Genomic DNA, 21,459 nt, shown 5'->3' on the forward strand with positions numbered 1-21,459 from the left:
GCACGGAAATGGTCATGCCGGGCGACAACGTCACGGTTGCCGTTGAGCTGATCGTTCCGATCGCGATGGAAGAAAAGCTGCGCTTCGCGATCCGCGAAGGCGGCCGTACCGTCGGCGCCGGCATCGTCGCCTCGATCGTCGAGTAAGTCTTAAGGCCCCAGGCCGCTGAAATAGGAAGGGCAGGATCGCATCCTGCCCCTCCGGTCTTTGATAATTTAGCGGACTGGCCTTTCGGCATTGTGTTTTCGTGTGCGTTCCTTTATGGGAACCGCAGAATCAAAAAAACGCGTATTCCCCAAGCGAATCGCGAATAACGAACTAAGGAAAAGTCGTATGAACGGCCAGAACATCCGCATCCGCCTCAAGGCGTTTGACCACCGGATCCTTGATGCCTCCACGCGTGAAATCGTGTCGACGGCAAAGCGCACCGGCGCTAGCGTCCGCGGTCCCGTTCCTCTCCCGACCCGTATTGAAAAGTTCACTGTCAACCGTTCGCCCCACGTGGACAAGAAGAGCCGTGAACAGTTCGAGATGCGCACCCACAAGCGCCTGCTCGACATCGTAGATCCGACGCCGCAGACGGTCGATGCTCTTATGAAGCTCGACCTTGCGGCCGGTGTAGACGTAGAGATCAAACTCTAAGTCCGGCGTAAAGCCGAATAACAAGGAAGGTACGTGGCGAAAGCCGACGTCTTCTAAAAACGGGAAACCCGACGGCTCAGAGCCCGAGTGGAATCCTTAAACCAAGAGGCATGACGGGACGTCACGATCCCGCCAGGACTTCTAAGAGGATTGAACCATGCGTTCAGGTGTGATTGCACAGAAAGTAGGGATGACTCGCGTCTATAATGACGCAGGTGAGCACATCCCTGTAACAGTACTGCGACTGGACAACGTCCAGGTCGTTGCTCAGCGTACGCAGGACAAGAACGGCTACACGGCTGTTCAGCTCGGCGCCGGCTCTTCCAAGGTGAAGAACACGGCAAAGGCTCTGCGCGGCCAGTTTGCTGCCGCAAGCGTCGAGCCCAAGGCCAAGCTCGTTGAATTCCGCGTTTCGGAAGACAACCTCATCGAAATCGGCGCGGAACTGACCGCCAGCCATTTCGTCGCCGGCCAGCTGGTCGACGTGACCGGCACCACGATCGGTAAGGGTTTTGCCGGTGCCATGAAGCGCCACAACTTCGGCGGTCTTCGTGCAACGCACGGTGTTTCCGTTTCGCACCGTTCGCACGGTTCGACGGGTAACAACCAGGACCCGGGCAAGGTCTGGAAGGGCAAGCGCATGGCTGGTCACATGGGCCAGACGCGCGTCACCACCCAGAACCTCGAAGTCGTCTCCACGGACGAAGAGCGCGGTCTCATTCTCGTCAAGGGCGCAGTCCCGGGCTCCAAGGGTGCCTGGATTGTGGTTCGCGACGCCGTCAAGTCCGGCACCCCGTCCGACGCTCCGCGTCCGGCCGCCGTGCGCGCCGCAGCTAAGTAAGGGAGCCTGATCATGGATCTCAAAGTCACGACCCTCGCAGGGAAGGACGCCGGCAAGGTTTCCGTTTCCGACGCGATCTTCGGCCTCGAGCCGCGCGAAGACATCATCGCTCGCGTCGTCCGTTGGCAGCTTGCCAAGAAGCAGCAGGGCACGCACCAGTCGCTGACGCGCGCTGAAGTCTCCCGCACCGGCGCCAAGATGTTCAAGCAGAAGGGTACGGGCCGCGCTCGTCACCATTCGGCTCGCGCTCCGCAGTTCCGCGGCGGTGGCAAGGCTCACGGCCCGGTCTCCCGCAGCCATGCTCACGACCTGCCCAAGCAGGTTCGCGCTCTCGGCCTGCGTCACGCCCTCTCGGCCAAGCTGAAGTCCGACGACGTCATCATCATCGACGACCTCGTCGCCTCGGAAGCCAAGACGAAGGCTCTGGCCGGCGTGTTCGCTTCGCTCGGCCTCACCAATGCCCTCTTCATCGGCGGCGCTGAACTTGACGGCAACTTCAAGCTCGCAGCACGCAACATCCCGAACGTGGATGTTCTGCCGATCCAGGGCATCAATGTTTACGACATCCTGCGCCGCGGCAAGCTCGTGCTCTCCAAGGCTGCTGTAGAAGCCCTCGAGGAGCGGTTCAAATGACGGATCTTCGCCACTACGATGTGATCGTATCTCCTTCGATCACCGAAAAGTCGACGCTGGTATCCGAAAACAACCAGATCGTCTTCAACGTCGCCAAGCGCGCTTCCAAGCCTGAAATCAAGGCTGCCGTGGAAGCTCTCTTCGGCGTCAAGGTCACGGCTGTGAACACGCTCGTCCGCAAGGGCAAGGTTAAGCGTTTCCGCGGCTTCGCCGGCCGGCAGGGAGATGTCAAGAAGGCTATCGTCACGCTCGCTGACGGTCAGTCCATCGACGTCTCCACCGGGCTCTAATCGAGCAGTCGGCTAAAGAGGAAACAAGAAAATGGCATTGAAAAGCTACAACCCGACCACTCCGAGCCAGCGTCAGCTGGTCATCGTCGACCGGTCCGGCCTTTACAAGGGCAAGCCCGTCAAGGCTCTGACCGAAGGTCTTTCCAAGAGCGGTGGTCGTAACAACCTCGGTCGCATCACCGCCCGCTTCATCGGCGGTGGTCACAAGCGCACCTACCGTCTCGTCGACTTCAAGCGTCGCAAGTTCGACGTCGAGGGCACGGTCGAGCGTCTGGAATACGACCCGAACCGCACGGCGTTCATCGCTCTGGTGAACTATGCCGACGGCGAGCAGGCCTACATCCTGGCCCCGCAGCGTCTGACGGCCGGCGACAAGGTCATCGCCTCCACCAAGGCTGTTGACGTCAAGCCCGGCAACACCATGCCGCTGCAGTACATCCCGGTTGGTTCGATCGTTCACAACGTCGAAATGAAGCCGGGCAAGGGCGGTCAGATCGCCCGTTCGGCTGGCACCTTCGTACAGTTGGTCGGTCGCGACCAGGGCATGGCGATCCTTCGCCTGAACTCGGGCGAACAGCGCCTGGTTCATGCGTCCTGCCTCGCAACCGTCGGCGCCGTCTCCAACCCGGACCACGGCAACATCAACGACGGTAAGGCTGGTCGTACGCGTTGGCGCGGCAAGACCCCGCACAACCGCGGTGTTGTCATGAACCCGGTCGACCACCCGCACGGCGGTGGTGAAGGCCGCACCTCCGGTGGTCGTCACCCGGTATCCCCGTGGGGCAAGCCCACCAAGGGCAAGCGTACCCGCTCGAACAAGTCGACCGACAAGTTCATCATGCGCTCGCGCCACTTGAAGAAGAAGTAAGAGAGGTTAGTCAGAAATGGCTCGTTCAGTATGGAAAGGCCCGTTTGTTGACGGCTATCTTCTCAAGAAGGCTGAGAAGGTTCGAGAAGGCGGTCGCAGCGAAGTAATCAAGATCTGGAGCCGTCGCTCCACGATCCTGCCGCAGTTCGTTGGACTGACCTTCGGCGTCTACAATGGCAGCAAGCACATCCCGGTTGCTGTCAACGAAGACATGGTCGGCCACAAGTTTGGTGAATTCGCTCCGACCCGGACCTATTACGGTCACGGTGCGGACAAGAAGGCGAAGAGGAAGTAACGATGGGTAAGGCTAAAGCCGAACGTCGGCTGAAGGATAACGAGGCGCAGGCCATCGCGCGCACGATCCGCGTCAGCCCCCAGAAGCTCAACCTGCTTGCTGCGCTCATCCGCGGCAAGAAGGTGGACAAAGCTCTCGCCGAGCTCGAGTTCTCGCGCAAGCGTAGCGCCGAGACCGTCAAAAAGACGCTCGAGTCCGCGATTGCAAATGCGGAAAACAACCACGACCTCGACGTCGATAGCCTTATCGTCGCCGAAGCCTATGTCGGCAAGTCGATCGTCATGAAGCGTTTCCACGCTCGTGGCCGCGGCCGCGCATCGCGGATCGAGAAGCCTTTCTCGCATCTCACGATCGTCGTCCGTGAAGTCGAAGCCAAAGGGGAGGCCGCATAATGGGTCAGAAGATTAATCCAATCGGTTTCCGCCTCGGCATCAACCGTACCTGGGACAGCCGTTGGTTCGCCGACAATGCCGAATACGGCCAGCTGCTCCACGAAGACCTGAAGATCCGCGCTTTCGTCATGGAAGAGCTGAAGCAGGCCGGTATTGCCAAGGTCGTCATCGAGCGTCCGCACAAGAAGTGCCGCGTCACGATCCACTCGGCTCGTCCGGGTCTGATCATCGGCAAGAAGGGTGCAGACATCGAAAAGCTTCGCAAGAAGCTTGCCGAGATGACGAACTCCGAAACGCACCTCAACATCGTTGAAGTGCGCAAGCCGGAAGTCGACGCGACGCTCGTCGCTCAGTCGATCGCCCAGCAGCTCGAACGCCGCGTGGCTTTCCGCCGTGCGATGAAGCGCGCTGTTCAGTCGGCCATGCGTCTTGGCGCCGAAGGCATCAAGATCACCTGCGCCGGCCGTCTCGGCGGCGCGGAAATCGCGCGTACGGAATGGTACCGCGAAGGTCGCGTTCCGCTTCACACGCTGCGTGCAGACATCGACTACGGTACGGCTGAAGCCGAAACCGCATTCGGCATCTGCGGCATCAAGGTCTGGATCTTCAAGGGCGAAATCCTTGAGCATGACCCGATGGCCTCTGAGCGTCGCGCAAGCGAAAGTGACAGCCAGGGTCCCGCAAGCCGTGAACGCGGCGATCGCGGCGACCGTCGTCGTGAAAACGCGTAACAGTCGCGTTTGGCAGCCAATATCGGAGAAGTAAAAAAATGTTGCAGCCAAAGCGTACCAAGTACCGCAAGCAGTTCAAGGGCCGCATCAAGGGTGTCGCCAAGGGCGGCTCCGACCTCGCTTTCGGCGAGTTCGGCTTGAAGGCTCAGGAACCGAATCGCGTGAACGCTCGCGAGATCGAAGCGGCCCGCCGCGCGATCACCCGTTACATGAAGCGTGCCGGCCGTGTGTGGATCCGCGTGTTCCCCGACGTCCCGGTCACCGCGAAGCCCACGGAAGTCCGCATGGGTAAGGGTAAGGGTTCGGTCGAATACTGGGCAGCCAAGGTCAAGCCTGGTCGTATGATGTTCGAGATCGACGGTGTCTCCGAGGAGATCGCCCGTGAGGCGCTTCGTCTCGGCTCGGCCAAGCTCTCGGTCAAGACGCGCTTCGTACAGCGCATTGCAGAGTAAGGAGCGAGCGTCATGAAAGCCGCAGACGTCAAGGCGCTGAGCGCCGACCAGCTGAACGACGAACTGGCCAAGCTGAAGAAAGAGCAGTTCAACCTGCGCTTCCAGAAGGCGACCGGCCAGCTCGAAAAGACCTCGCGCATCAACGAAGTCCGCAAGGACATCGCGCGCGTCAAGACCATTGCCCGCCAGAAGGCGGCAGAAGCCAAGGCCTAAGGACCAAAAAATATGCCGAAACGCATTCTGCAGGGCACTGTTGTCAGCGACAAGAACGACAAGACCATCGTCGTGCGCGTCGAACGCCGTTTTGCCCATCCCCTGCTTCAGAAGACCGTTCGCCGGTCCAAGAAGTACAAGGCGCATGACGAAACCAACCAGTTCAAGGTCGGCGACGTCGTTTCCATTCAGGAATGCGCCCCGATTTCCAAGGACAAGCGCTGGACCGTTCTGACGGCCCAGGCTTAAATTCAGCAGTTTTCGCGTCCGGCCCTTGCGTCTGGCGCGAAACACTGTATGAAGCAGCGCAAGGACGCTCGGAATCACGAGCGTTCTTTTGCTTTGAGCGCACGGAAGGTCCGTCGGTTCGCCGAAGGGAAACCACCCTGGCAACACACCTTCCCGCGCGAAGACATGAATTTCCATATGCTGGAACAGGGGGCCTTTCCTTGATCGGGATTGGCCCAACCGGTCTGGTGAAACAAGAAGGCGACCTGACATGATTCAGATGCAGACTAACCTCGACGTGGCGGATAATTCCGGCGCACGTCGTGTCATGTGCATCAAGGTGCTGGGCGGCTCCAAGCGCAAATACGCTTCGGTCGGCGACGTTATCGTCGTCTCGATCAAGGAAGCTATTCCGCGCGGCCGCGTTAAGAAGGGTGACGTGATGAAGGCGGTTGTTGTTCGCACCGCCAAGGACATCCGTCGTCCCGATGGCAGCGTCATCCGTTTTGACAGCAACGCCGCTGTCCTGATCGACAACAAGAAAGAGCCCATCGGCACCCGTATCTTCGGACCGGTTCCGCGCGAACTCCGCGCCAAGAACCACATGAAGATCATCTCGCTGGCTCCCGAAGTACTCTAAGGAGCGATGGCTATGCAGAAGATCCGTAAAGGCGACAAGGTCGTCGTACTCACCGGCAAGGACAAGGGCCGCACCGGTGAAGTCGTACAGGTAATGCCGAAGGAAGACCGTGCGGTCGTCAAGGGTATCAACCTGGTGAAGCGTCATCAGCGCCAGACCCAGACCCAGGAAGCCGGCATCATCACCAAGGAAGCTTCGATCCACCTGTCGAACATCGCGATCGCCGACCCCAAGGACGGCAAGCCGACCCGCGTCGGTTTCAAGGTCGAAGGCGACAAGAAGGTTCGTGTAGCAAAGCGTTCGGGAGTGTCGATCGATGGCTGACACCAAGTATGAGCCCCGGCTCAAGAAGGAATATGTCGAGCGTATTCGTGCGGCGCTGCGGGAGCAGTTCTCCTACGCCAACGAGATGCAGATCCCGAAGCTCGACAAGATCGTGATCAACATGGGCGTGGGCGAAGCCACGGCGGACTCCAAGAAGCCCACCGTAGCGGCAGCCGACCTCGCAGCGATCGCCGGCCAGAAGCCGGTCATCACGCGCGCTCGCAACTCCATCGCGGGCTTCAAAGTCCGTGAAGGCATGCCGATCGGCGCGAAGGTCACCCTGCGCGGCGCCCGCATGTATGAATTTCTGGATCGCCTCGTGAACATCGCGCTGCCCCGCGTACGCGACTTCCGTGGTCTGAACCCGAAGTCCTTCGATGGCCGTGGCAACTTCGCCATGGGTATCAAGGAGCACATTGTGTTCCCTGAGATCAACTACGACAAGGTTGATCAGATGTGGGGCATGGACATCATCGTTTGCACGACGGCACCGACGGACGACGAAGCACGCGCTCTTCTGAAAGAGTTCAGCTTCCCGTTCCGCGCCTGACCGTAACGACAAGCGTAAAGAAGGATTACTGTTATGGCTAAAACCAGCGCAGTCGAGAAGAATAACCGCCGTCGCAAACTGGTCGCCAGCCAGGCTGCAAAGCGTGCAGCCCTCAAGGCGATCATCCAGAACCAGTCTCTTCCGATCGAAGAGCGCTTCAAGGCAACCCTCAAGCTTGCTGAGCTGCCGCGCAATGGTTCGAAGACCCGCATCCGCAACCGTTGCCAGGTAACGGGCCGTCCGCGCGCCTATTACCGCAAACTCGGTATGTCGCGTATTGCGCTTCGTGAACTGGGCAATTCCGGCAAGGTGCCGGGCATTGTCAAGTCGAGCTGGTAAGGAGACGGGTACATGGCAATGACTGATCCCCTGGGCGATATGCTCACCCGTATCCGCAACGGCGCCGCACGCCGCAAGTCGAGCGTTTCCACGCCGGCTTCCAACCTGCGTGCCCGCGTTCTGGATGTCCTTCAGGCTGAAGGCTACATCCGCGGATATTCGGAAGTCGAATTCGGCAACGGCAAGTCCGAGCTGAACATCGAACTCAAGTACTACGAAGGCGCGTCCGTGATCCGCAAGATCGACCGCGTCTCCAAGCCGGGCCGCCGGGTCTATGTCTCGGTCAAGTCCATCCCGCAGGTCGCGAACGGCCTCGGCATCACCATCCTTTCGACCCCGAAGGGCGTGATGGCCGATCACCAGGCACGCGAACAGAACGTTGGTGGCGAGGTTCTTTGCTCGATCTTCTAAGATCGAGCATGGATCTCCATAACGAACAGACAGGATAAAACAATGTCTCGTATCGGTAAGAAGCCCGTTCAGGTTCCCGCTGGTGTCACCGCGACCGTTGATGGTCAGAAGGTCACCGCGAAGGGCCCGAAGGGCGAACTGTTCTTCGTCGCAAACGACGAAGTTTCGGTAAAGCTCGAAGACAACGCCGTCGTCGTCCAGCCGACCAGCCAGTCGAAGGACGCTCGTTCCAAGTGGGGCATGTCCCGCACGATGGTCGAGAACATCTTCAAGGGTGTTAAGGACGGCTACGAGCGCAAGCTCGAAATCAACGGCGTCGGTTACCGTGCGTCGCTGCAGGGCAAGAACCTGCAGCTGGCCCTCGGCTTCAGCCATGACGTCGTCTACCAGACGCCGGAAGGCATCACGATCGCTGTTCCGAAGCCGACTGAGATCATCATCTCCGGCATCAACAAGCAGCAGGTCGGCCAGGTCGCTGCGGAAATCCGCGAGTACCGTGGCCCCGAGCCCTACAAGGGCAAGGGCGTCAAGTACGCGGAAGAACGCATCGTCCGCAAGGAAGGCAAGAAGAAGTAAGGATCACGCGAAATGGCTAGCACCAAAGAAGCTCTCGTGCGCCGCGCCAACCGCGTGCGCCGTACTCTCAAGGCGGTGGCCAACGGCCGTCCGCGCCTGTCGGTTCATCGCTCGTCGAAGAACATCTACGTACAGGTCATCGACGACGTTGACGGCAAGACCATTGCGGCTGCCTCCACGCTCGACACCGATCTGCGCTCGTCTTTGAAGACGGGCGCTGACACGGCAGCTGCTGCTGCCGTCGGCAAGCTCATTGCCGAGCGCGCAGTCAAGGCCGGCGTCAAGGACGTCGTCTTCGACCGTGGCGCCTTCCTCTATCACGGTCGCGTCAAGGCTCTCGCCGAAGCCGCCCGTGAAGGTGGTCTGAACTTCTGATCACTCGGCCGGGCACTTCGGTGCCCCGCCGATCACTCAGTAGGGTACTGGTCGCTTCCATTTCCTGAATGGGGGCGGCTTTCGACAATCTGCCGATTGCACCCGGAAAAGAAAAAGGAAAAGGACAATGGCACAGGAAAAGCGCGGTCGTGACGACCGCCAGAACCGCGAAGAGCGCGACAGCGAGTTTGTCGACAAGCTCGTCGCGATCAACCGCGTCGCGAAGGTCGTCAAGGGCGGCCGTCGTTTCGGTTTTGCAGCTCTCGTCGTCGTCGGCGACCAGAAGGGCCGCGTCGGCTTCGGCCACGGCAAGGCTCGTGAAGTTCCGGAAGCTATCCGGAAGGCCACGGAAGCCGCCAAGCGCGACCTGATCTTCGTACCGCTGCGCTCCGGCCGCACGCTGCACCACGATGTGCACGGCCGTCACGGCGCCGGCAAGGTGCTGCTGCGTTCGGCCAAGGCCGGTACCGGTATCATCGCAGGTGGCCCGATGCGCGCCGTCTTCGAAACGCTCGGCGTTCATGACGTCGTCGCCAAGTCGACCGGTTCCTCGAACCCGTACAACATGATCCGTGCGACGTTCGACGCCCTCAAGAGCCAGATGCACCCGAAGGACATCGCAGCTCAGCGCGGCATGAAGTACGCCACGCTGCAGGCTCGCCGCACGTCTGCCGGCGTGTCTGCCGAAGAATAAGGAGCACTGATCATGGCTAAGAAAGAAACCGCCACGAAGACGGTGACTGTCGAGCAGATCGGCAGCCCCATCCGCCGTCCGGCCATCCAGCGCGCAACGCTCGTCGGCCTGGGCCTCAACAAGATGCACCGGGTTCGCACGCTGGAAGACACCCCGTCTGTCCGCGGCATGATCCGTGCCGTCCAGCACCTCGTTCGCGTCGTCGAAGAGAAGTGAGGGGATAGATCATGAAACTGAATGAAATCAAAGACAACGAAGGCTCCTCGAAGAACCGCAAGCGCCTCGGCCGCGGTATCGGTTCGGGCTCCGGCAAGACCGGTGGTCGCGGTGTCAAGGGTCAGAAGGCTCGTTCGGGCGTTGCGATCAACGGCTTCGAAGGCGGTCAGATGCCCATCTACCGTCGTCTGCCGAAGCGTGGCTTCAACAACATCTTCTCGTCCGACTTCGCCATCGTCTCGCTCGGCCGCGTTCAGCAGGCCATCGACGCCGGCAAGCTCGACGCCAAGGCGACCGTTGATGCCGCTGCTCTCAAGGCAGCCGGCGTTATCCGTCGCGAGAAGGACGGTGTACGCGTTCTGGCCGACGGCGAACTGAAGGCCAAGGTTGCCTTCGAAGTCGCCGGCGCCTCCAAGCCCGCGATCGAAAAGATCGAAAAGGCTGGCGGCACGATCAAGCTGCTGCTGGCAGTCGCAGAAGCCGCCGAATAATTCGACATTTAATCGCCCGGTGTGCTTCACACCGGGCGATTTTGCTCCCATATGTGAGCCTCACGACGGCTTGAGGGATTCTGTCCCCGTCGTTATCCGGAAGAAAAACCAGGGTGAGGCCGGGATTGCTTGACAATCCGCGTTTCAACCGGTTTAGGCTCCATCCGCCCGATTTGCTGCAACGGCAGGCGGGCACGACCAATTTCAGCATCGGCGTGACCGGTCCGGGGAGGGCAGGGCGCGGGTGCCAAACGGATCAGCCATTCCGGACCTGGCCGGGCTTCACCGCCGCCGGATCGGCTACGCGGAGAAATGCATGGCTTCGGCAGCGGAACAACTTGCCTCTAATCTGAACTTCTCGACTTTCGCCAAGGCGGAAGACCTGAAGAAGCGCCTCTGGTTCACGCTGGGCGCGCTGCTCGTCTATCGTCTCGGCACCTACATCCCGTTGCCGGGCCTCAATCCCGAAGCCTTTGCCCAGGCCTTCCGCGGCCAGTCGGGCGGCATTCTCGGCCTGTTCAACATGTTCTCAGGCGGCGCCGTCGAGCGCATGGCGATCTTCGCGCTCGGCATCATGCCGTATATCTCCGCGTCGATCATCGTGCAGCTGATGACCTCCGTCGTGCCTTCGCTGGAACAGCTGAAGAAGGAAGGCGAACAGGGCCGCAAGATCATCAACCAGTACACCCGCTACGGCACGGTGTTGCTCGGCACGCTGCAGGCCTATGGCATTTCCGTCGGTCTCGAGAGCGGGGCAGGGCTCGTCAACGATCCGGGCTGGTTCTTCCGTATCTCCACCGTCATTTCGCTGCTCGGCGGCACGATGTTCCTGATGTGGCTCGGTGAGCAGATCACCTCGCGCGGCATCGGCAACGGTATCTCGCTGATCATCTTCGCCGGTATCGTCGCAGCCCTGCCGCACGCATTGGCCGGCACGCTGGAACTCGGCCGCACGGGTGCCCTGTCCTTCGGCGTGATTCTCGCCGTCGTCCTCATGGCCGTCGTCGTCATCGCGCTCATCGTCTTCGTGGAGCGCGCCCAGCGCCGCCTTCTGATCCAGTATCCGAAGCGCCAGGTCGGCAACCGCATGTTCCAGGGCGATACCTCGCACCTGCCGTTGAAGCTCAACACTTCGGGCGTCATCCCGGCGATCTTCGCGTCGTCGCTGCTGCTGCTCCCGGCAACGCTGGCGGGCTTCTCCAACACGTCCGAGCTGCCCTCCTGGGCAACCGCGGTCATCGCGTCGCTCGGTCACGGCAAGCCGCTCTACATGGTGCTCTATGCCGCCATGATCGCCTTCTTCGCCTTCTTCTACACGGCCATCGTCTTCAATCCGAAGGATACGGCTGATAACCTGAAGAAGCATGGCGGCTTCATCCCCGGTATCCGCCCGGGCGAGCGCACCGCCGAATATATCGACTACGTGCTGACCCGTATCACGGTCATCGGCGCGGCCTATCTGATGTTCGTCTGCATTCTTCCCGAAATCCTGATCTCGCAGACCGGGGTGCCGTTCTACCTTGGTGGTACGTCGCTTTTGATTGTTGTCAGCGTGACCCTCGATACTGTAGCACAGATACAGGGTCACCTGATTGCTCAGCAGTATGAGGGGCTGATCAAGAAGTCGAAGCTGCGTGGAGGAAAGAGGGGACGATGAGACTGATTTTTCTGGGACCGCCGGGGGCCGGCAAGGGAACCCAAGCCAAGCTCCTGACGGAAAAGTACGGTATTCCGCAGCTTTCCACGGGTGATATGCTGCGGGCGGCCGTTGCCGCCGGCACGGATGTCGGTAAGCGCGCCAAGGCCGTCATGGATGCCGGCCAGCTCGTCTCCGACGCGATCGTCAACGAAATCGTTTCCGATCGTGTCGATTCGCCGGACTGTGCCAAGGGCTTCATCCTGGATGGCTATCCGCGCACTGTTCCGCAGGCGGAAGCCCTCGACCAGATCCTCGCCGGCAAGGGCATCGCGCTCGACGCCGTCATTGAGCTGAAGGTCGATGAGGATGCACTGGTCAAGCGCATGGAGAATCGCGTTGCCGAAACGATCGCCGCCGGCGGTACGGTTCGCTCCGACGACAATCCGGAAGCCTTCAAGCGTCGCCTCACGGAATACCGCGAGAAGACCGCGCCGCTGTCGAACTATTATGCGTCGACGGGCAAGCTTCAGACGGTCGATGGCATGGCCAATGTCGACAAGGTGACCGCCGAGATCGGTGGAATCCTGGAGAACGCCTGATATCGGGTAAAAAGAAATGGCCGGGAGTTGACTTTTCGGCCGATTCCCCCTTATGACAGCGCCAACTCGCGACATGCCATTGCGATCGGCGCGGATTTCCAACAACGAAGTCCGGGTTCGGTCGTTTTCGACATGCCCCGAACATCAATTGAGTCGCGGTCTTTCCGGCCGTATCGAATGAAGAAAACCACTTGCCGGATGGCAACTGGAAGCAAGGAGAACAGGCGTGGCACGTATCGCTGGCGTCAACATCCCGACCGCGAAGCGCGTAGTCATCGCGCTGACCTATATCCACGGGATCGGCCCGAAATTCGCACAGGAAATCATCGAGAAGGTCGGTATCCCGGCTGATCGCCGCGTGCACCAGCTCACGGACGCAGAAGTTCTGCAGATCCGTGAAGCCATCGACCGCGACTACCAGGTCGAAGGCGACCTGCGTCGCGAAACCTCGATGAACATCAAGCGTCTCATGGACCTCGGTTGCTACCGTGGCCTGCGTCACCGTCGCGGCCTTCCGGTCCGCGGTCAGCGCACGCACACCAACGCCCGTACCCGCAAGGGCCCGGCGAAGGCCATCGCAGGCAAGAAGAAGTAATTTCCCGGAAACGGGGAATGGGAGGCTGGCGCTTCGCGCCGGCCTCTTTTGAGTTTCGAGCGGGGCCTTGCTTTCATCAAGAGGTCCCGGTCGGTGGAGCTGCTGGCACTACGGCAGTGACGATATCGCCGCAGACGTTCCCTTCGGGACGTGTGCAAATTTTATTCAAGGCAGGGTTCAGACCCGGCCCGGTGGAGCCGCTGGCATTACGGCGGTGTAGAGATCAACGAAAGGACTATCCATGGCCAAGGAAGCCGCACGCGTCCGCCGTCGCGAACGCAAGAACATCACCTCGGGTGTTGCTCACGTCAATTCTTCGTTCAACAACACGATGATCACCATCACCGATGCACAGGGCAACGCCATTGCCTGGTCTTCGGCCGGTGCCAAGGGCTTCAAGGGTTCGCGTAAGTCGACCCCGTTCGCTGCCCAGATCGCTGCTGAAGACTGCGCCAAGAAGGCCCAGGAACACGGCATGAAGTCGCTGGAAGTCGAAGTCTGCGGTCCGGGCTCGGGTCGTGAGTCGGCTCTGCGCGCCCTCCAGGCTGCCGGCTTCATGATCACGTCCATCCGCGACGTGACCCCGATCCCGCACAACGGTTGCCGTCCGCGCAAGAAGCGCCGCGTCTGATCATCGCATTTAAACAACCAGGAAAACCGGTCGGCTTTCCTGGATCTTCAGGGCTCGGCCGCCACGATTGGATGGTGGCGGCGAACGGAAGGCAAAACATATGATCCAGAAAAACTGGCAGGAACTGATCAAGCCGAACAAGGTGGAATTCACCTCCTCCGGCCGCACCAAGGCAAGCCTTGTTGCAGAGCCGCTGGAGCGTGGCTTCGGCCTGACGCTCGGCAACGCGCTGCGTCGCGTTCTCCTGTCGTCGTTGCGCGGTGCGGCTGTTACCGCCGTGCAGATCGACGGCGTCCTGCACGAGTTCTCGTCGATCCCGGGTGTCCGCGAAGACGTGACCGATATCGTGCTCAACATCAAGGAAATCGCCATCAAGATGGATGGCGACGATTCCAAGCGCATGGTTGTCCGCAAGCAGGGCCCGGGCGTCGTAACGGCTGGTGACATCCAGACGGTCGGTGACATCGAGATCCTGAACCCGAACCATGTGATCTGCACCCTCGACGAGGGCGCGGAAATCCGCATGGAGTTCACGGTCAACAACGGCAAGGGCTACGTCCCGGCCGATCGTAACCGTTCCGAAGATGCTCCGATCGGCCTCATCCCGGTCGACAGCCTCTACTCGCCGGTCAAGAAAGTGTCCTACAAGGTGGAAAACACCCGTGAAGGCCAGGTTCTCGACTATGACAAGCTGACCATGTCCATCGAGACTGACGGCTCCGTCACCGGCGAAGATGCGATCGCGTTTGCAGCCCGCATTCTTCAGGACCAGCTCTCGGTCTTCGTCAACTTCGACGAACCGCAGAAGGAAGCCGAAGAAGAATCGGTCACCGAACTGGCGTTCAACCCGGCACTCCTCAAGAAGGTCGACGAACTGGAACTTTCCGTCCGTTCGGCGAACTGCCTGAAGAACGACAACATCGTCTATATCGGCGATCTCATTCAGAAGACCGAAGCCGAAATGCTTCGCACTCCGAATTTTGGTCGCAAGTCGCTCAACGAAATCAAGGAAGTTCTCGCTTCCATGGGCCTGCACCTCGGCATGGAAGTGCCGGCATGGCCGCCCGAGAACATCGAAGATCTCGCCAAGCGCTACGAAGACCAATACTAAGGCCGCACGCGCCCCTCGGGGCGCGTAAAGCTGGCCTTAGCATGATTAACGCGCATGTACCTTGGTCCCGCGGAACGCGGGACGGACATGCGCCCCATCAAACGGCAGGCTAGTTGCCTGCATGTGAAGGAGACCCGAGATGCGCCACCAGAATTCCGGTCGCAAACTCAACCGTACTGCCAGCCACCGCAAGGCGATGTTCGCCAACATGGCTGCCTCGCTCATCCTGCATGAGCAGATCGTAACGACGCTGCCGAAGGCGAAGGAAATTCGCCCGATCGTCGAAAAGCTCGTCACGCTGGGCAAGCGCGGCGACCTGCACGCTCGCCGTCAGGCGATCTCGCAGATCCGCGACGTTGCCGTCGTTTCGAAGCTGTTCGATGCGATCGCAACCCGTTACGCCAGCCGCAACGGTGGCTACCTGCGTATCATGAAGGCCGGCTACCGCTACGGCGACAACGCCCCGCTCGCCGTCATCGAGTTCGTTGAACGCGATGTCGATGCCAAGGGCGCAGCCGACAAGGTCCGCGTTGCCGCTGAAGCAGCCGCTGCCGAAGCCGCCTGATCCCTTCGGGACACGCGACAGATAAAAAAGGCCGGGAGAGCGATCTCCCGGCCTTTTCGTTGTGGCGATGGGGTGCGGCGCGGTTTTACGCCCGGGTGAACTGCGGCCTGCCGTTGCTTCCGCGCTTCCAGCGGTTGAAGCGTGGCCGCACCGGGCGCCAGAGGAGCAGCGCCGCCACCAGCACGATATAGCTCCACGGCTCCAACCCCACGACCTTGACCGACATGGCGAAGTGCAGCGCCCCGGCCGCGGCGATGATGTAGACCAGCTTGTGCAGTTTCACCCAGCGCGGCCCGAGCCGGCGGATCGACCAATTGTTGGAGGTCATCGCCAGCGGAATAAGCATCACGAAGGCCGCCATGCCGATGGTGATGAAGGGGCGCTTAGCGATATCGGCGAGGATCGCCGAAAAATTCAGGTACTGGTCGAGCACCATATAGGTCGAAAAATGCATCAGCACGTACCAGAAGACGAGCAGCCCCAGCGCGCGGCGGTAGCGGATCCAGTTGATGCCGAAGAGATCGCGCAGCGGCGTGATCGCCAGCGTTGCGACAAGGAAGCGCAGTGCCCAGAGCCCGAGCAGATGCTCGAACTCCTTCACCGGATTGCCGGGCAGGCGCCCCGTCGCGCCGAGCCAGAAGCCGTATGCCGCGGGTACGAACCCGGCGGCATAGAGCAGCCAGATCGAGGCGGCGTGGTATTTACGGGGCAGGGCGGGCAGCATCAGTAGTTCGCCCTCAGATCCATGCCGCTATAGAGGCTGGCGACCTCGTCGGCATAGCCGTTGAACGGCAGGGTCGGCCGGCGGTTCGCACCGAAGAAGCCGCCTTCGCCGATACGGTTCTCGCTGGCCTGACTCCAGCGCGGGTGATCCACCTCCGGATTGACGTTGGCATAGAAGCCGTATTCGTTCGGCGCGGAGATGTTCCAGGTTGAGGGCGGCTGCTTGTCGGTCAGCGTGATCTTGACGATCGACTTGATGCCCTTGAAACCGTATTTCCAGGGAACGACGAGGCGGATCGGCGCGCCATTTTGGTTGGGCAGCGTCTTGCCATAGACGCCGACGGCGAGGATGGCGAGCGGATGGCGGGCCTCGTCGAGCCGCAGGCCTTCGACATAGGGCCAGGGCAGGGACTGGAAGTAGCCCGATTGCCCCGGCATTTCCTCCGGCCGCACCACCGTCTCGAAGGCGACGTATTTGGCATCCCCAAGTGGCTCCACCTTGTCGAGCAGGGCTGAGAGTGGAAAGCCCACCCAGGGAATGACCATCGACCACGCCTCGACGCAGCGCATACGATAAACCCGGTCCTCCAGCGGCATGGCCAGCAGCTCCTCGAGGCCGAATTCCCTCGGTTTGCCGACCAGCCCGTCCACCTTCACGGTCCAGGGCGTCGGCTTGAACTTTTCCGAGTTCGCCGCCGGGTCTTCCTTGCCGAGGCCGAATTCGTAGAAATTGTTGTAGCCCGTCACGTCCTTCTCGGGCGTCAGCTTCTCATCGACGGCGTATTGGCTCTTGGAGGCCTTCAGGGCCTCTGCAAAGGCTGGTGTTCCTGCTGCGGCAAGCGCGCCGCCGGCGGCAGCCGCCAGAAAGCTGCGCCGGTTGAAGAACCAGCGCTCGGGGGTGATTTCGGATGGGATGATGCGCGGGGGGCGGTAGAGAGACATGGCGGGGCTCGATTGGTTTGGTTGTTTCCCTGACTTCTACGTAACGGCGGAGCATGTTGTTTCAACGGCCGTGAAGATTTCTTGCGACCACTTTTTCGTGCGTGCCGCGTGAGGCCGCGCGAGCGGTGAAGATCGCGCGGTTTGCCTTTTTTCCTGCGAAATCCTATCTGATCGTGTGGCGGAAACGAAGGAGACTCACTTGATGACGCATATCCGCATTCTGCTTGCCGCGCCGCTTGCCGTGGCACTGGCGCTGATGACGCCCGCCATGGCCGAGGAGCGCACCGTGCCGCAATCGCGCACGGAAATGCAGCTCTCCTTCGCACCGCTCGTCAAGCAGGTCGAGAACGCCGTCGTCAATGTCTATGCTGAGCGCGTTGTCGAGCGCCGCTCGCTCTTCGACGGCGATCGCTTCTTCGAGGAATTCTTCGGCCAGCAGATGCCGAACCGCAGCCAGAAGCAATCCTCGCTCGGCTCGGGCGTCATTGTCGGCGCCAAGGGAATCGTGGTGACGAACAACCACGTGATCGAGGGGGCAAGCGACATCAAGGTGGCGCTGGCCGATGGCCGCGAATATGAAAGCACCGTCGTCCTGAAGGACGAGCGCGTCGATCTCGCCGTGCTGAAGATCAAGACGGAGGGGGATTTCACCACCTTGCCGCTCGGCGACAGCGATGCGGTCGAAGTCGGCGATCTCGTGCTCGCCATCGGCAACCCGTTCGGCGTCGGCCAGACGGTCACGAGCGGCATCGTTTCGGCGCTGGCCCGCAATCAGGTCCGCTCCGGAGATTTCGGCTTCTTCATCCAGACGGATGCCGCCATCAATCCGGGCAATTCCGGCGGGGCGCTTATCAACATGAACGGCGAGCTGATCGGCATCAACACCGCGATCTTTTCGCGCGGCGGTGGCTCGAACGGCGTCGGCTTCGCTATCCCGGCCAATCTCGTGAAAACCTTCATCGCCAGCGCCGAGAATGGCAGTGCGAGCTTCGATCGCCCCTTCGTCGGCGCCACCTTCGAGGCGGTCACGTCAGAGGTTGCCGAGGCGCTCGGGCTTGACCGGGCGCGTGGTGCGCTGATCTCGAAGGTTCAGGCGGGCAGCCCGGCGGAAAAGGCCGGCATGAAGCCGGGGCAGATCGTGACGGCGGTCAATGGCATCCCCGTCGAACATCCCGATGCGCTCGGCTATCGCCTCACCACCGTCGGCATCGGCGGCACGGCGCGCATCACGGTCGTCAGCAATGGCAAGCCGCAGGATCTGACGCTCTCGCTCGACCGCGCGCCGGAAACAACGCCGCGCGACGAACGCCTGATCGAAGGCCGCAATCCCTTCTCCGGCGCCGTCGTCGCCAATCTCTCGCCGCGCGTGTCCGAGGAACTGCGCATGCCGGCCGGGCAGGGCACGACGAACGGCGTCGTCGTCACCGAGGTCAATCGCGGCTCGCCAGCCGCTCGCATCGGCCTTCAGCCGCGCGACATCATCATCGAGCTCAACGGCACCGCCGTCACGACCACCGAAACGCTCGCCAAGCTCACCGGCGAAGACCCGTCGATCTGGCGCGTCGAGATCGAGCGCGACGGCCAGCGCATCCGCCAGTTCTTCCGATGAGCGATCTTTTCGCCCCGCATGAACCGGAGGACATGAAGGCGAAACGGCCGCTGGCCGATCGCCTTCGCCCCCGCACGCTGGGCGAAGTGTCAGGCCAGGAACACCTGACCGGCCCGGACGGCGTGCTCTCGCGCATGATCGAGGCCGGATCGCTCGGGTCTATGATCTTCTGGGGGCCGCCGGGCACAGGCAAGACCACGGTGGCGCGGCTGCTTTCAGGCGAAACAGGCCTTGCCTTCGAGCAGATTTCGGCGATCTTCTCCGGCGTCGCCGATCTCAAGAAGGTGTTCGAGGCCGCCCGCGCGCGCCGAATGGGTGGTCGCCAGACGCTGCTTTTCGTCGATGAGATCCATCGTTTCAACCGCGCGCAGCAGGATAGCTTCCTGCCCGTCATGGAAGACGGCACGATCGTGCTCGTCGGTGCGACGACGGAGAACCCGTCCTTCGAACTCAATGCCGCTCTTTTGTCACGCGCTCGCGTGCTCACCTTCAAACCGCATGACGAGACGAGCCTGGAAGAGCTGTTGAAGCGCGCCGAGGCCGTCGAGGAAAAGCCGCTGCCGCTGGACGACGAAGCGCGCGCCTCGTTGCTGCGCATGGCCGATGGCGACGGCCGTGCCGTGCTGACGCTGGCGGAAGAAGTGTGGCGTGCTGCCCGTGCCGGCGAGACCTTCGGGCAGGACGAACTCTTCCGCATCGTGCAGCGCCGCGCGCCCGTCTATGACAAGTCGCAGGACGGCCACTACAATCTCATCTCCGCCCTGCACAAGGCCGTGCGCGGGTCGGATCCCGATGCCTCGCTCTACTATCTCACGCGCATGCTCGATGCCGGCGAGGACCCGCTGTTCCTCTGCCGCCGCATGGTGCGTATGGCTGTCGAGGATATCGGCCTTGCCGATCCGCAGGCGCTCGTCGTCTGCAATGCGGTGAAGGACGCCTATGATTTTCTCGGCTCACCGGAGGGCGATCTGGCACTAGCGCAGGCCTGCGTCTACCTTGCCACCGCGCCGAAATCGAACGCCATCTACACCGCCTACAAATCGGCCATGCGCGCGGCGAAGGAAAACGGCTCACTGCTGCCGCCGAAACACATTCTCAACGCGCCCACCAAGCTGATGAAGGGCGAGGGCTATGGCGACGGCTATCGCTACGACCACGACCAGCCGGATGCCTTTTCAGGACAGGATTATTTCCCGGAAAAGATGGGGCGCCGGACCTTCTACGATCCACCGGAGCGCGGCTTCGAGCGCGAACTGCGCAAGCGGCTCGACTGGTGGGCGAAGCTGCGCAAGGAGCGCGGCGAAGGCTAATTAAGCCGCACTGAAGCGCTGGGCCGGTTTCTGCGGGGCGAGCGGCACGATCTTGATCGACGACTGCGCCTTGCCCGGATGTCCTTCCATATCGACTACCACATGCCAGTGACCGTTCTCCGGAATCTTCAGCCGGATCGGCGACTGCTTGGCGACGCCGCCGAGGAATTTGTGCTGGCGCGCATTCTTGAACAGGTCGAAATTGGCGTGGCTCATCAGGCGGACATTGGCGACGGCCGACAGCGTGATTTCGACCACGGTCCCGCTGCGTTGCAGGTCGAGATCGTAATGGGTGTAGGAGAAACTGTGCGTCATGGCCGGCCGGGATGCATTGGTGTAGCGCTAATATGCATCCGCATCGGTTAAAGTTTTCTTCCCTTGCGCCTCCCCGCATAAGGCAACCGTCTCCTTTACATTTCAATAGCATAGGCCAGAAATCGGAATCGAATCCGTAGCATCTTGATTCAATTTGCGAGGTGCGTTTCCGAAAATTTCTCCTGTCCTGTCGGCATGCGGCGACCACACGCGTCCTTGGTGCATGAAGCCGGTAAGGCGCCGGTTGAAACCGAGGAGAGAGACATGCCGAAGATGACCGTCATCACCCTTCTGACCGCAGCCCTTGCCGCCTTTGCGCCCGCCGCAGCGCAGGCGGAGGAGATCAAGGAAAATCCGTTACAAAGCATCGTCGGCAAGCCGGACAAGGCCGGCCACCTGTCGGTCAACGGCATCGACTATTACTATGAAATCCGCGGCAAGGGCGAGCCGCTGCTCCTGCTGCATGGCGGTCTCGGCCTGATCGAGATGTATGGCGAAAACCTCAAGACCTTGCAGGAGAAGCGCCAGGTCATCGGTGTCGATCTCCAGGGCCATGGCCGCACGCCGCTCGGCAACCGACCGATCGATATTCCCGCCATCGGCGCCGATATGGCCGCGCTCGTCAGCCAGCTCGGGTATGATCAGGTCGATGTGCTCGGTTACTCCTTCGGTGGTGGTGTTGCGCTGCAGATGGCCGCGCAGGCACCGGACAAGGTACGTCGCCTCGTCATCGCGTCCGCGCCTTTCGCCCGCAACGGCTTCTTTCCGGAAATGCTGCCGCAGCAGGCGTCCGTGTCCGGCGCCATGGCTGACATGATGAAGGAGACGCCGATGTATAAATCCTATGCGGCCGTTGCGCCCGATGTCTCGCAATTTCCCAAGCTGCTCGATGCTATGGGGGCCGCCATGCGGGAGGACTATGACGCATCCGACGCCGTCGCAAAGCTCTCCATGCCCGTCATGTTGATCTACGGCGACAGCGATATGATCCGGCCCGAGCATATGGTCGAATTCTATCAGAAGCTCGGCGGCGGCTTGCGGGATGCCGGCTGGATGCGCGAAAACATGTCGAAGAACCGCCTCGCCATCCTGCCCGGCCTGACACATTACGAAACCTTCGCCGCACCCGCGCTCGTCAGCACCGCCCTGCCGTTCCTGGATGGCGAGACCGGCGCACAGAGCTGGGCCGGCCAGGTCAGCGGCAACTGAAAACACCGAA

At 61.2% G+C, this 21,459-nt stretch carries 33 protein-coding genes and 1 pseudogene; 31 read left to right on the plus strand and 3 right to left on the minus strand.

The features are described 5' to 3' along the window. From tuf to rplQ, 28 genes and pseudogenes are all read left to right on the plus strand, one after another. Window positions 1–146, plus strand: a pseudogene (gene tuf / locus ACOZK4_RS06995) (elongation factor Tu); the annotation flags it as partial. Window positions 147–333: 187 nt separating this feature from the next. Continuing rightward, a complete protein-coding gene (gene rpsJ, locus ACOZK4_RS07000; RefSeq protein ID WP_003507767.1) occupies window positions 334–642 on the plus strand; it encodes a 30S ribosomal protein S10 in 309 nt (102 codons plus the stop codon). Window positions 643–799: 157 nt separating this feature from the next. Beyond that, complete coding sequence (gene rplC / locus ACOZK4_RS07005; protein ID WP_024270438.1) at window positions 800–1,483, plus strand: 50S ribosomal protein L3; 684 nt, start codon at window positions 800–802, stop codon at window positions 1,481–1,483. A 12-nt stretch (window positions 1,484–1,495) separates the two neighbouring features. Beyond that, window positions 1,496–2,116, plus strand: a complete 621-nt coding sequence (gene rplD / locus ACOZK4_RS07010) for a 50S ribosomal protein L4 (protein WP_313528546.1) — start codon at window positions 1,496–1,498, stop codon at window positions 2,114–2,116. Further along, window positions 2,113–2,406 carry a 50S ribosomal protein L23 gene (locus tag ACOZK4_RS07015; RefSeq protein WP_117372286.1) on the plus strand — a complete coding sequence of 98 codons (294 nt, stop codon included), beginning with the start codon at window positions 2,113–2,115 and terminating at the stop codon, window positions 2,404–2,406. The genes rplD and ACOZK4_RS07015 overlap by 4 nt, the downstream gene beginning before the upstream one ends. Before the next feature lie 31 nt (window positions 2,407–2,437). Further along, a complete protein-coding gene (gene rplB / locus ACOZK4_RS07020) occupies window positions 2,438–3,274 on the plus strand; it encodes a 50S ribosomal protein L2 (RefSeq protein WP_117372287.1) in 837 nt (278 codons plus the stop codon). A gap of 16 nt (window positions 3,275–3,290) precedes the next feature. Continuing rightward, window positions 3,291–3,569: a 30S ribosomal protein S19 gene (rpsS, locus tag ACOZK4_RS07025; protein ID WP_023517272.1), complete on the plus strand. Its 279-nt coding sequence runs from the start codon at window positions 3,291–3,293 to the stop codon at window positions 3,567–3,569. Between the two features lie 2 nt (window positions 3,570–3,571). Then, window positions 3,572–3,961: a 50S ribosomal protein L22 gene (rplV, locus tag ACOZK4_RS07030; RefSeq protein WP_069059031.1), complete on the plus strand. Its 390-nt coding sequence runs from the start codon at window positions 3,572–3,574 to the stop codon at window positions 3,959–3,961. Then, window positions 3,961–4,692, plus strand: coding sequence for a 30S ribosomal protein S3 (gene rpsC, locus ACOZK4_RS07035; protein WP_313528550.1), 732 nt, complete (start codon window positions 3,961–3,963; stop codon window positions 4,690–4,692). The genes rplV and rpsC overlap by 1 nt, the downstream gene beginning before the upstream one ends. A gap of 38 nt (window positions 4,693–4,730) precedes the next feature. Further along, window positions 4,731–5,144 (plus strand): 50S ribosomal protein L16, encoded by a 414-nt coding sequence (rplP, locus tag ACOZK4_RS07040; RefSeq protein WP_117372290.1) that lies wholly within the window; start codon window positions 4,731–4,733, stop codon window positions 5,142–5,144. Between the two features lie 12 nt (window positions 5,145–5,156). Then, window positions 5,157–5,357 carry a 50S ribosomal protein L29 gene (gene rpmC / locus ACOZK4_RS07045; protein WP_117372291.1) on the plus strand — a complete coding sequence of 67 codons (201 nt, stop codon included), beginning with the start codon at window positions 5,157–5,159 and terminating at the stop codon, window positions 5,355–5,357. Window positions 5,358–5,369: 12 nt separating this feature from the next. Continuing rightward, window positions 5,370–5,606 carry a 30S ribosomal protein S17 gene (gene rpsQ, locus ACOZK4_RS07050; protein ID WP_313528553.1) on the plus strand — a complete coding sequence of 79 codons (237 nt, stop codon included), beginning with the start codon at window positions 5,370–5,372 and terminating at the stop codon, window positions 5,604–5,606. Between the two features lie 250 nt (window positions 5,607–5,856). Beyond that, entirely contained in the window at window positions 5,857–6,225 is a 369-nt protein-coding gene (gene rplN, locus ACOZK4_RS07055) for a 50S ribosomal protein L14 (protein ID WP_117372293.1), read from the plus strand. A gap of 12 nt (window positions 6,226–6,237) precedes the next feature. Then, window positions 6,238–6,549, plus strand: coding sequence for a 50S ribosomal protein L24 (gene rplX, locus ACOZK4_RS07060; RefSeq protein ID WP_024270443.1), 312 nt, complete (start codon window positions 6,238–6,240; stop codon window positions 6,547–6,549). Next, complete coding sequence (gene rplE / locus ACOZK4_RS07065) at window positions 6,542–7,099, plus strand: 50S ribosomal protein L5 (RefSeq protein WP_313528557.1); 558 nt, start codon at window positions 6,542–6,544, stop codon at window positions 7,097–7,099. The genes rplX and rplE overlap by 8 nt, the downstream gene beginning before the upstream one ends. 33 nt (window positions 7,100–7,132) lie before the next feature. Beyond that, window positions 7,133–7,438: a 30S ribosomal protein S14 gene (gene rpsN / locus ACOZK4_RS07070; protein ID WP_117372296.1), complete on the plus strand. Its 306-nt coding sequence runs from the start codon at window positions 7,133–7,135 to the stop codon at window positions 7,436–7,438. A 12-nt stretch (window positions 7,439–7,450) separates the two neighbouring features. After that, window positions 7,451–7,849, plus strand: coding sequence for a 30S ribosomal protein S8 (rpsH, locus tag ACOZK4_RS07075; RefSeq protein WP_117372297.1), 399 nt, complete (start codon window positions 7,451–7,453; stop codon window positions 7,847–7,849). Window positions 7,850–7,891: 42 nt separating this feature from the next. Then, complete coding sequence (rplF, locus tag ACOZK4_RS07080; RefSeq protein ID WP_244760738.1) at window positions 7,892–8,425, plus strand: 50S ribosomal protein L6; 534 nt, start codon at window positions 7,892–7,894, stop codon at window positions 8,423–8,425. A gap of 12 nt (window positions 8,426–8,437) precedes the next feature. Next, window positions 8,438–8,800 (plus strand): 50S ribosomal protein L18, encoded by a 363-nt coding sequence (gene rplR, locus ACOZK4_RS07085; protein ID WP_421591258.1) that lies wholly within the window; start codon window positions 8,438–8,440, stop codon window positions 8,798–8,800. Window positions 8,801–8,927: 127 nt separating this feature from the next. Further along, window positions 8,928–9,494, plus strand: coding sequence for a 30S ribosomal protein S5 (gene rpsE / locus ACOZK4_RS07090; protein ID WP_244760740.1), 567 nt, complete (start codon window positions 8,928–8,930; stop codon window positions 9,492–9,494). A 12-nt stretch (window positions 9,495–9,506) separates the two neighbouring features. Continuing rightward, the gene (rpmD, locus tag ACOZK4_RS07095) at window positions 9,507–9,710 is read left to right on the plus strand and encodes a 50S ribosomal protein L30 (protein WP_313528559.1); all 204 of its coding nucleotides are present in this window, start codon (window positions 9,507–9,509) and stop codon (window positions 9,708–9,710) included. A gap of 11 nt (window positions 9,711–9,721) precedes the next feature. After that, on the plus strand, window positions 9,722–10,201 hold the full coding sequence (gene rplO / locus ACOZK4_RS07100; RefSeq protein ID WP_421591260.1) for a 50S ribosomal protein L15: 480 nt from the start codon (window positions 9,722–9,724) through the stop codon (window positions 10,199–10,201). A 316-nt stretch (window positions 10,202–10,517) separates the two neighbouring features. Then, on the plus strand, window positions 10,518–11,858 hold the full coding sequence (gene secY / locus ACOZK4_RS07105) for a preprotein translocase subunit SecY (RefSeq protein ID WP_117372302.1): 1,341 nt from the start codon (window positions 10,518–10,520) through the stop codon (window positions 11,856–11,858). Next, window positions 11,855–12,439, plus strand: coding sequence for an adenylate kinase (locus tag ACOZK4_RS07110; RefSeq protein ID WP_313528563.1), 585 nt, complete (start codon window positions 11,855–11,857; stop codon window positions 12,437–12,439). The genes secY and ACOZK4_RS07110 overlap by 4 nt, the downstream gene beginning before the upstream one ends. Before the next feature lie 226 nt (window positions 12,440–12,665). After that, a complete protein-coding gene (rpsM, locus tag ACOZK4_RS07115) occupies window positions 12,666–13,034 on the plus strand; it encodes a 30S ribosomal protein S13 (RefSeq protein WP_058329561.1) in 369 nt (122 codons plus the stop codon). 241 nt (window positions 13,035–13,275) lie between these two features. Beyond that, window positions 13,276–13,665, plus strand: coding sequence for a 30S ribosomal protein S11 (gene rpsK, locus ACOZK4_RS07120; RefSeq protein WP_023513823.1), 390 nt, complete (start codon window positions 13,276–13,278; stop codon window positions 13,663–13,665). A 100-nt stretch (window positions 13,666–13,765) separates the two neighbouring features. After that, window positions 13,766–14,776, plus strand: coding sequence for a DNA-directed RNA polymerase subunit alpha (locus tag ACOZK4_RS07125; RefSeq protein WP_117372305.1), 1,011 nt, complete (start codon window positions 13,766–13,768; stop codon window positions 14,774–14,776). Between the two features lie 139 nt (window positions 14,777–14,915). Continuing rightward, the gene (gene rplQ / locus ACOZK4_RS07130; protein ID WP_313528569.1) at window positions 14,916–15,341 is read left to right on the plus strand and encodes a 50S ribosomal protein L17; all 426 of its coding nucleotides are present in this window, start codon (window positions 14,916–14,918) and stop codon (window positions 15,339–15,341) included. Between the two features lie 85 nt (window positions 15,342–15,426). Here the strand turns inward: rplQ and msrQ are convergent, their stop codons facing one another. Continuing rightward, window positions 15,427–16,065: a protein-methionine-sulfoxide reductase heme-binding subunit MsrQ gene (gene msrQ / locus ACOZK4_RS07135; protein WP_421591262.1), complete on the minus strand. Its 639-nt coding sequence runs from the start codon at window positions 16,063–16,065 to the stop codon at window positions 15,427–15,429. Next, window positions 16,065–17,006 carry a protein-methionine-sulfoxide reductase catalytic subunit MsrP gene (gene msrP / locus ACOZK4_RS07140; RefSeq protein ID WP_421591263.1) on the minus strand — a complete coding sequence of 314 codons (942 nt, stop codon included), beginning with the start codon at window positions 17,004–17,006 and terminating at the stop codon, window positions 16,065–16,067. The genes msrQ and msrP overlap by 1 nt, the downstream gene beginning before the upstream one ends. 202 nt (window positions 17,007–17,208) lie before the next feature. On the opposite strand from msrP, the gene ACOZK4_RS07145 reads away from it, so the two are divergent. Both ACOZK4_RS07145 and ACOZK4_RS07150 read left to right on the plus strand, forming a co-directional pair. Next, window positions 17,209–18,615: a DegQ family serine endoprotease gene (locus ACOZK4_RS07145; protein ID WP_421591264.1), complete on the plus strand. Its 1,407-nt coding sequence runs from the start codon at window positions 17,209–17,211 to the stop codon at window positions 18,613–18,615. Beyond that, the gene (locus tag ACOZK4_RS07150; protein ID WP_421591265.1) at window positions 18,612–19,925 is read left to right on the plus strand and encodes a replication-associated recombination protein A; all 1,314 of its coding nucleotides are present in this window, start codon (window positions 18,612–18,614) and stop codon (window positions 19,923–19,925) included. Before ACOZK4_RS07145 ends, ACOZK4_RS07150 begins: the two co-directional genes overlap by 4 nt. Here ACOZK4_RS07150 and ACOZK4_RS07155 read toward each other — a convergent pair whose 3' ends face one another. Beyond that, window positions 19,926–20,240, minus strand: coding sequence for a DUF1883 domain-containing protein (locus tag ACOZK4_RS07155; RefSeq protein WP_313528577.1), 315 nt, complete (start codon window positions 20,238–20,240; stop codon window positions 19,926–19,928). A 264-nt stretch (window positions 20,241–20,504) separates the two neighbouring features. Here ACOZK4_RS07155 and ACOZK4_RS07160 point away from each other — a divergent pair, with 264 nt between their 5' ends. Then, window positions 20,505–21,449 carry an alpha/beta fold hydrolase gene (locus tag ACOZK4_RS07160; protein WP_421591266.1) on the plus strand — a complete coding sequence of 315 codons (945 nt, stop codon included), beginning with the start codon at window positions 20,505–20,507 and terminating at the stop codon, window positions 21,447–21,449. Window positions 21,450–21,459 lie beyond the last annotated feature (10 nt).

The organism is Shinella sp. M27, assembly GCF_049199905.1.
In the GTDB taxonomy this organism is placed as follows: domain Bacteria; phylum Pseudomonadota; class Alphaproteobacteria; order Rhizobiales; family Rhizobiaceae; genus Shinella.

Bases quoted from the DNA above. Each gene is read 5' to 3' on its own strand.
- rplB (WP_117372287.1), top strand. From the start codon at position 2,438: ATGGCATTGAAAAGCTACAACCCGACCACTCCGAGCCAGCGTCAGCTG.
- rplN (WP_117372293.1), top strand. From the start codon at position 5,857: ATGATTCAGATGCAGACTAACCTCGACGTGGCGGATAATTCCGGCGCA.
- rpsE (WP_244760740.1), top strand. From the start codon at position 8,928: ATGGCACAGGAAAAGCGCGGTCGTGACGACCGCCAGAACCGCGAAGAG.
- msrP (WP_421591263.1), bottom strand. From the start codon at position 17,006: ATGTCTCTCTACCGCCCCCCGCGCATCATCCCATCCGAAATCACCCCC.
- rplD (WP_313528546.1), top strand. From the start codon at position 1,496: ATGGATCTCAAAGTCACGACCCTCGCAGGGAAGGACGCCGGCAAGGTT.
- ACOZK4_RS07145 (WP_421591264.1), top strand. From the start codon at position 17,209: ATGACGCATATCCGCATTCTGCTTGCCGCGCCGCTTGCCGTGGCACTG.
- rpsN (WP_117372296.1), top strand. From the start codon at position 7,133: ATGGCTAAAACCAGCGCAGTCGAGAAGAATAACCGCCGTCGCAAACTG.
- ACOZK4_RS07150 (WP_421591265.1), top strand. From the start codon at position 18,612: ATGAGCGATCTTTTCGCCCCGCATGAACCGGAGGACATGAAGGCGAAA.
- rpsQ (WP_313528553.1), top strand. From the start codon at position 5,370: ATGCCGAAACGCATTCTGCAGGGCACTGTTGTCAGCGACAAGAACGAC.
- ACOZK4_RS07160 (WP_421591266.1), top strand. From the start codon at position 20,505: ATGCCGAAGATGACCGTCATCACCCTTCTGACCGCAGCCCTTGCCGCC.
- rplC (WP_024270438.1), top strand. From the start codon at position 800: ATGCGTTCAGGTGTGATTGCACAGAAAGTAGGGATGACTCGCGTCTAT.
- rpsC (WP_313528550.1), top strand. From the start codon at position 3,961: ATGGGTCAGAAGATTAATCCAATCGGTTTCCGCCTCGGCATCAACCGT.
- secY (WP_117372302.1), top strand. From the start codon at position 10,518: ATGGCTTCGGCAGCGGAACAACTTGCCTCTAATCTGAACTTCTCGACT.
- rplX (WP_024270443.1), top strand. From the start codon at position 6,238: ATGCAGAAGATCCGTAAAGGCGACAAGGTCGTCGTACTCACCGGCAAG.
- rplE (WP_313528557.1), top strand. From the start codon at position 6,542: ATGGCTGACACCAAGTATGAGCCCCGGCTCAAGAAGGAATATGTCGAG.
- rpmD (WP_313528559.1), top strand. From the start codon at position 9,507: ATGGCTAAGAAAGAAACCGCCACGAAGACGGTGACTGTCGAGCAGATC.
- rplO (WP_421591260.1), top strand. From the start codon at position 9,722: ATGAAACTGAATGAAATCAAAGACAACGAAGGCTCCTCGAAGAACCGC.
- msrQ (WP_421591262.1), bottom strand. From the start codon at position 16,065: ATGCTGCCCGCCCTGCCCCGTAAATACCACGCCGCCTCGATCTGGCTG.
- ACOZK4_RS07110 (WP_313528563.1), top strand. From the start codon at position 11,855: ATGAGACTGATTTTTCTGGGACCGCCGGGGGCCGGCAAGGGAACCCAA.
- rplQ (WP_313528569.1), top strand. From the start codon at position 14,916: ATGCGCCACCAGAATTCCGGTCGCAAACTCAACCGTACTGCCAGCCAC.
- rplP (WP_117372290.1), top strand. From the start codon at position 4,731: ATGTTGCAGCCAAAGCGTACCAAGTACCGCAAGCAGTTCAAGGGCCGC.
- rpmC (WP_117372291.1), top strand. From the start codon at position 5,157: ATGAAAGCCGCAGACGTCAAGGCGCTGAGCGCCGACCAGCTGAACGAC.
- ACOZK4_RS07125 (WP_117372305.1), top strand. From the start codon at position 13,766: ATGATCCAGAAAAACTGGCAGGAACTGATCAAGCCGAACAAGGTGGAA.
- rpsH (WP_117372297.1), top strand. From the start codon at position 7,451: ATGGCAATGACTGATCCCCTGGGCGATATGCTCACCCGTATCCGCAAC.
- rplR (WP_421591258.1), top strand. From the start codon at position 8,438: ATGGCTAGCACCAAAGAAGCTCTCGTGCGCCGCGCCAACCGCGTGCGC.
- rplF (WP_244760738.1), top strand. From the start codon at position 7,892: ATGTCTCGTATCGGTAAGAAGCCCGTTCAGGTTCCCGCTGGTGTCACC.
- ACOZK4_RS07015 (WP_117372286.1), top strand. From the start codon at position 2,113: ATGACGGATCTTCGCCACTACGATGTGATCGTATCTCCTTCGATCACC.
- rpsJ (WP_003507767.1), top strand. From the start codon at position 334: ATGAACGGCCAGAACATCCGCATCCGCCTCAAGGCGTTTGACCACCGG.
- rplV (WP_069059031.1), top strand. From the start codon at position 3,572: ATGGGTAAGGCTAAAGCCGAACGTCGGCTGAAGGATAACGAGGCGCAG.
- rpsK (WP_023513823.1), top strand. From the start codon at position 13,276: ATGGCCAAGGAAGCCGCACGCGTCCGCCGTCGCGAACGCAAGAACATC.
- rpsS (WP_023517272.1), top strand. From the start codon at position 3,291: ATGGCTCGTTCAGTATGGAAAGGCCCGTTTGTTGACGGCTATCTTCTC.
- ACOZK4_RS07155 (WP_313528577.1), bottom strand. From the start codon at position 20,240: ATGACGCACAGTTTCTCCTACACCCATTACGATCTCGACCTGCAACGC.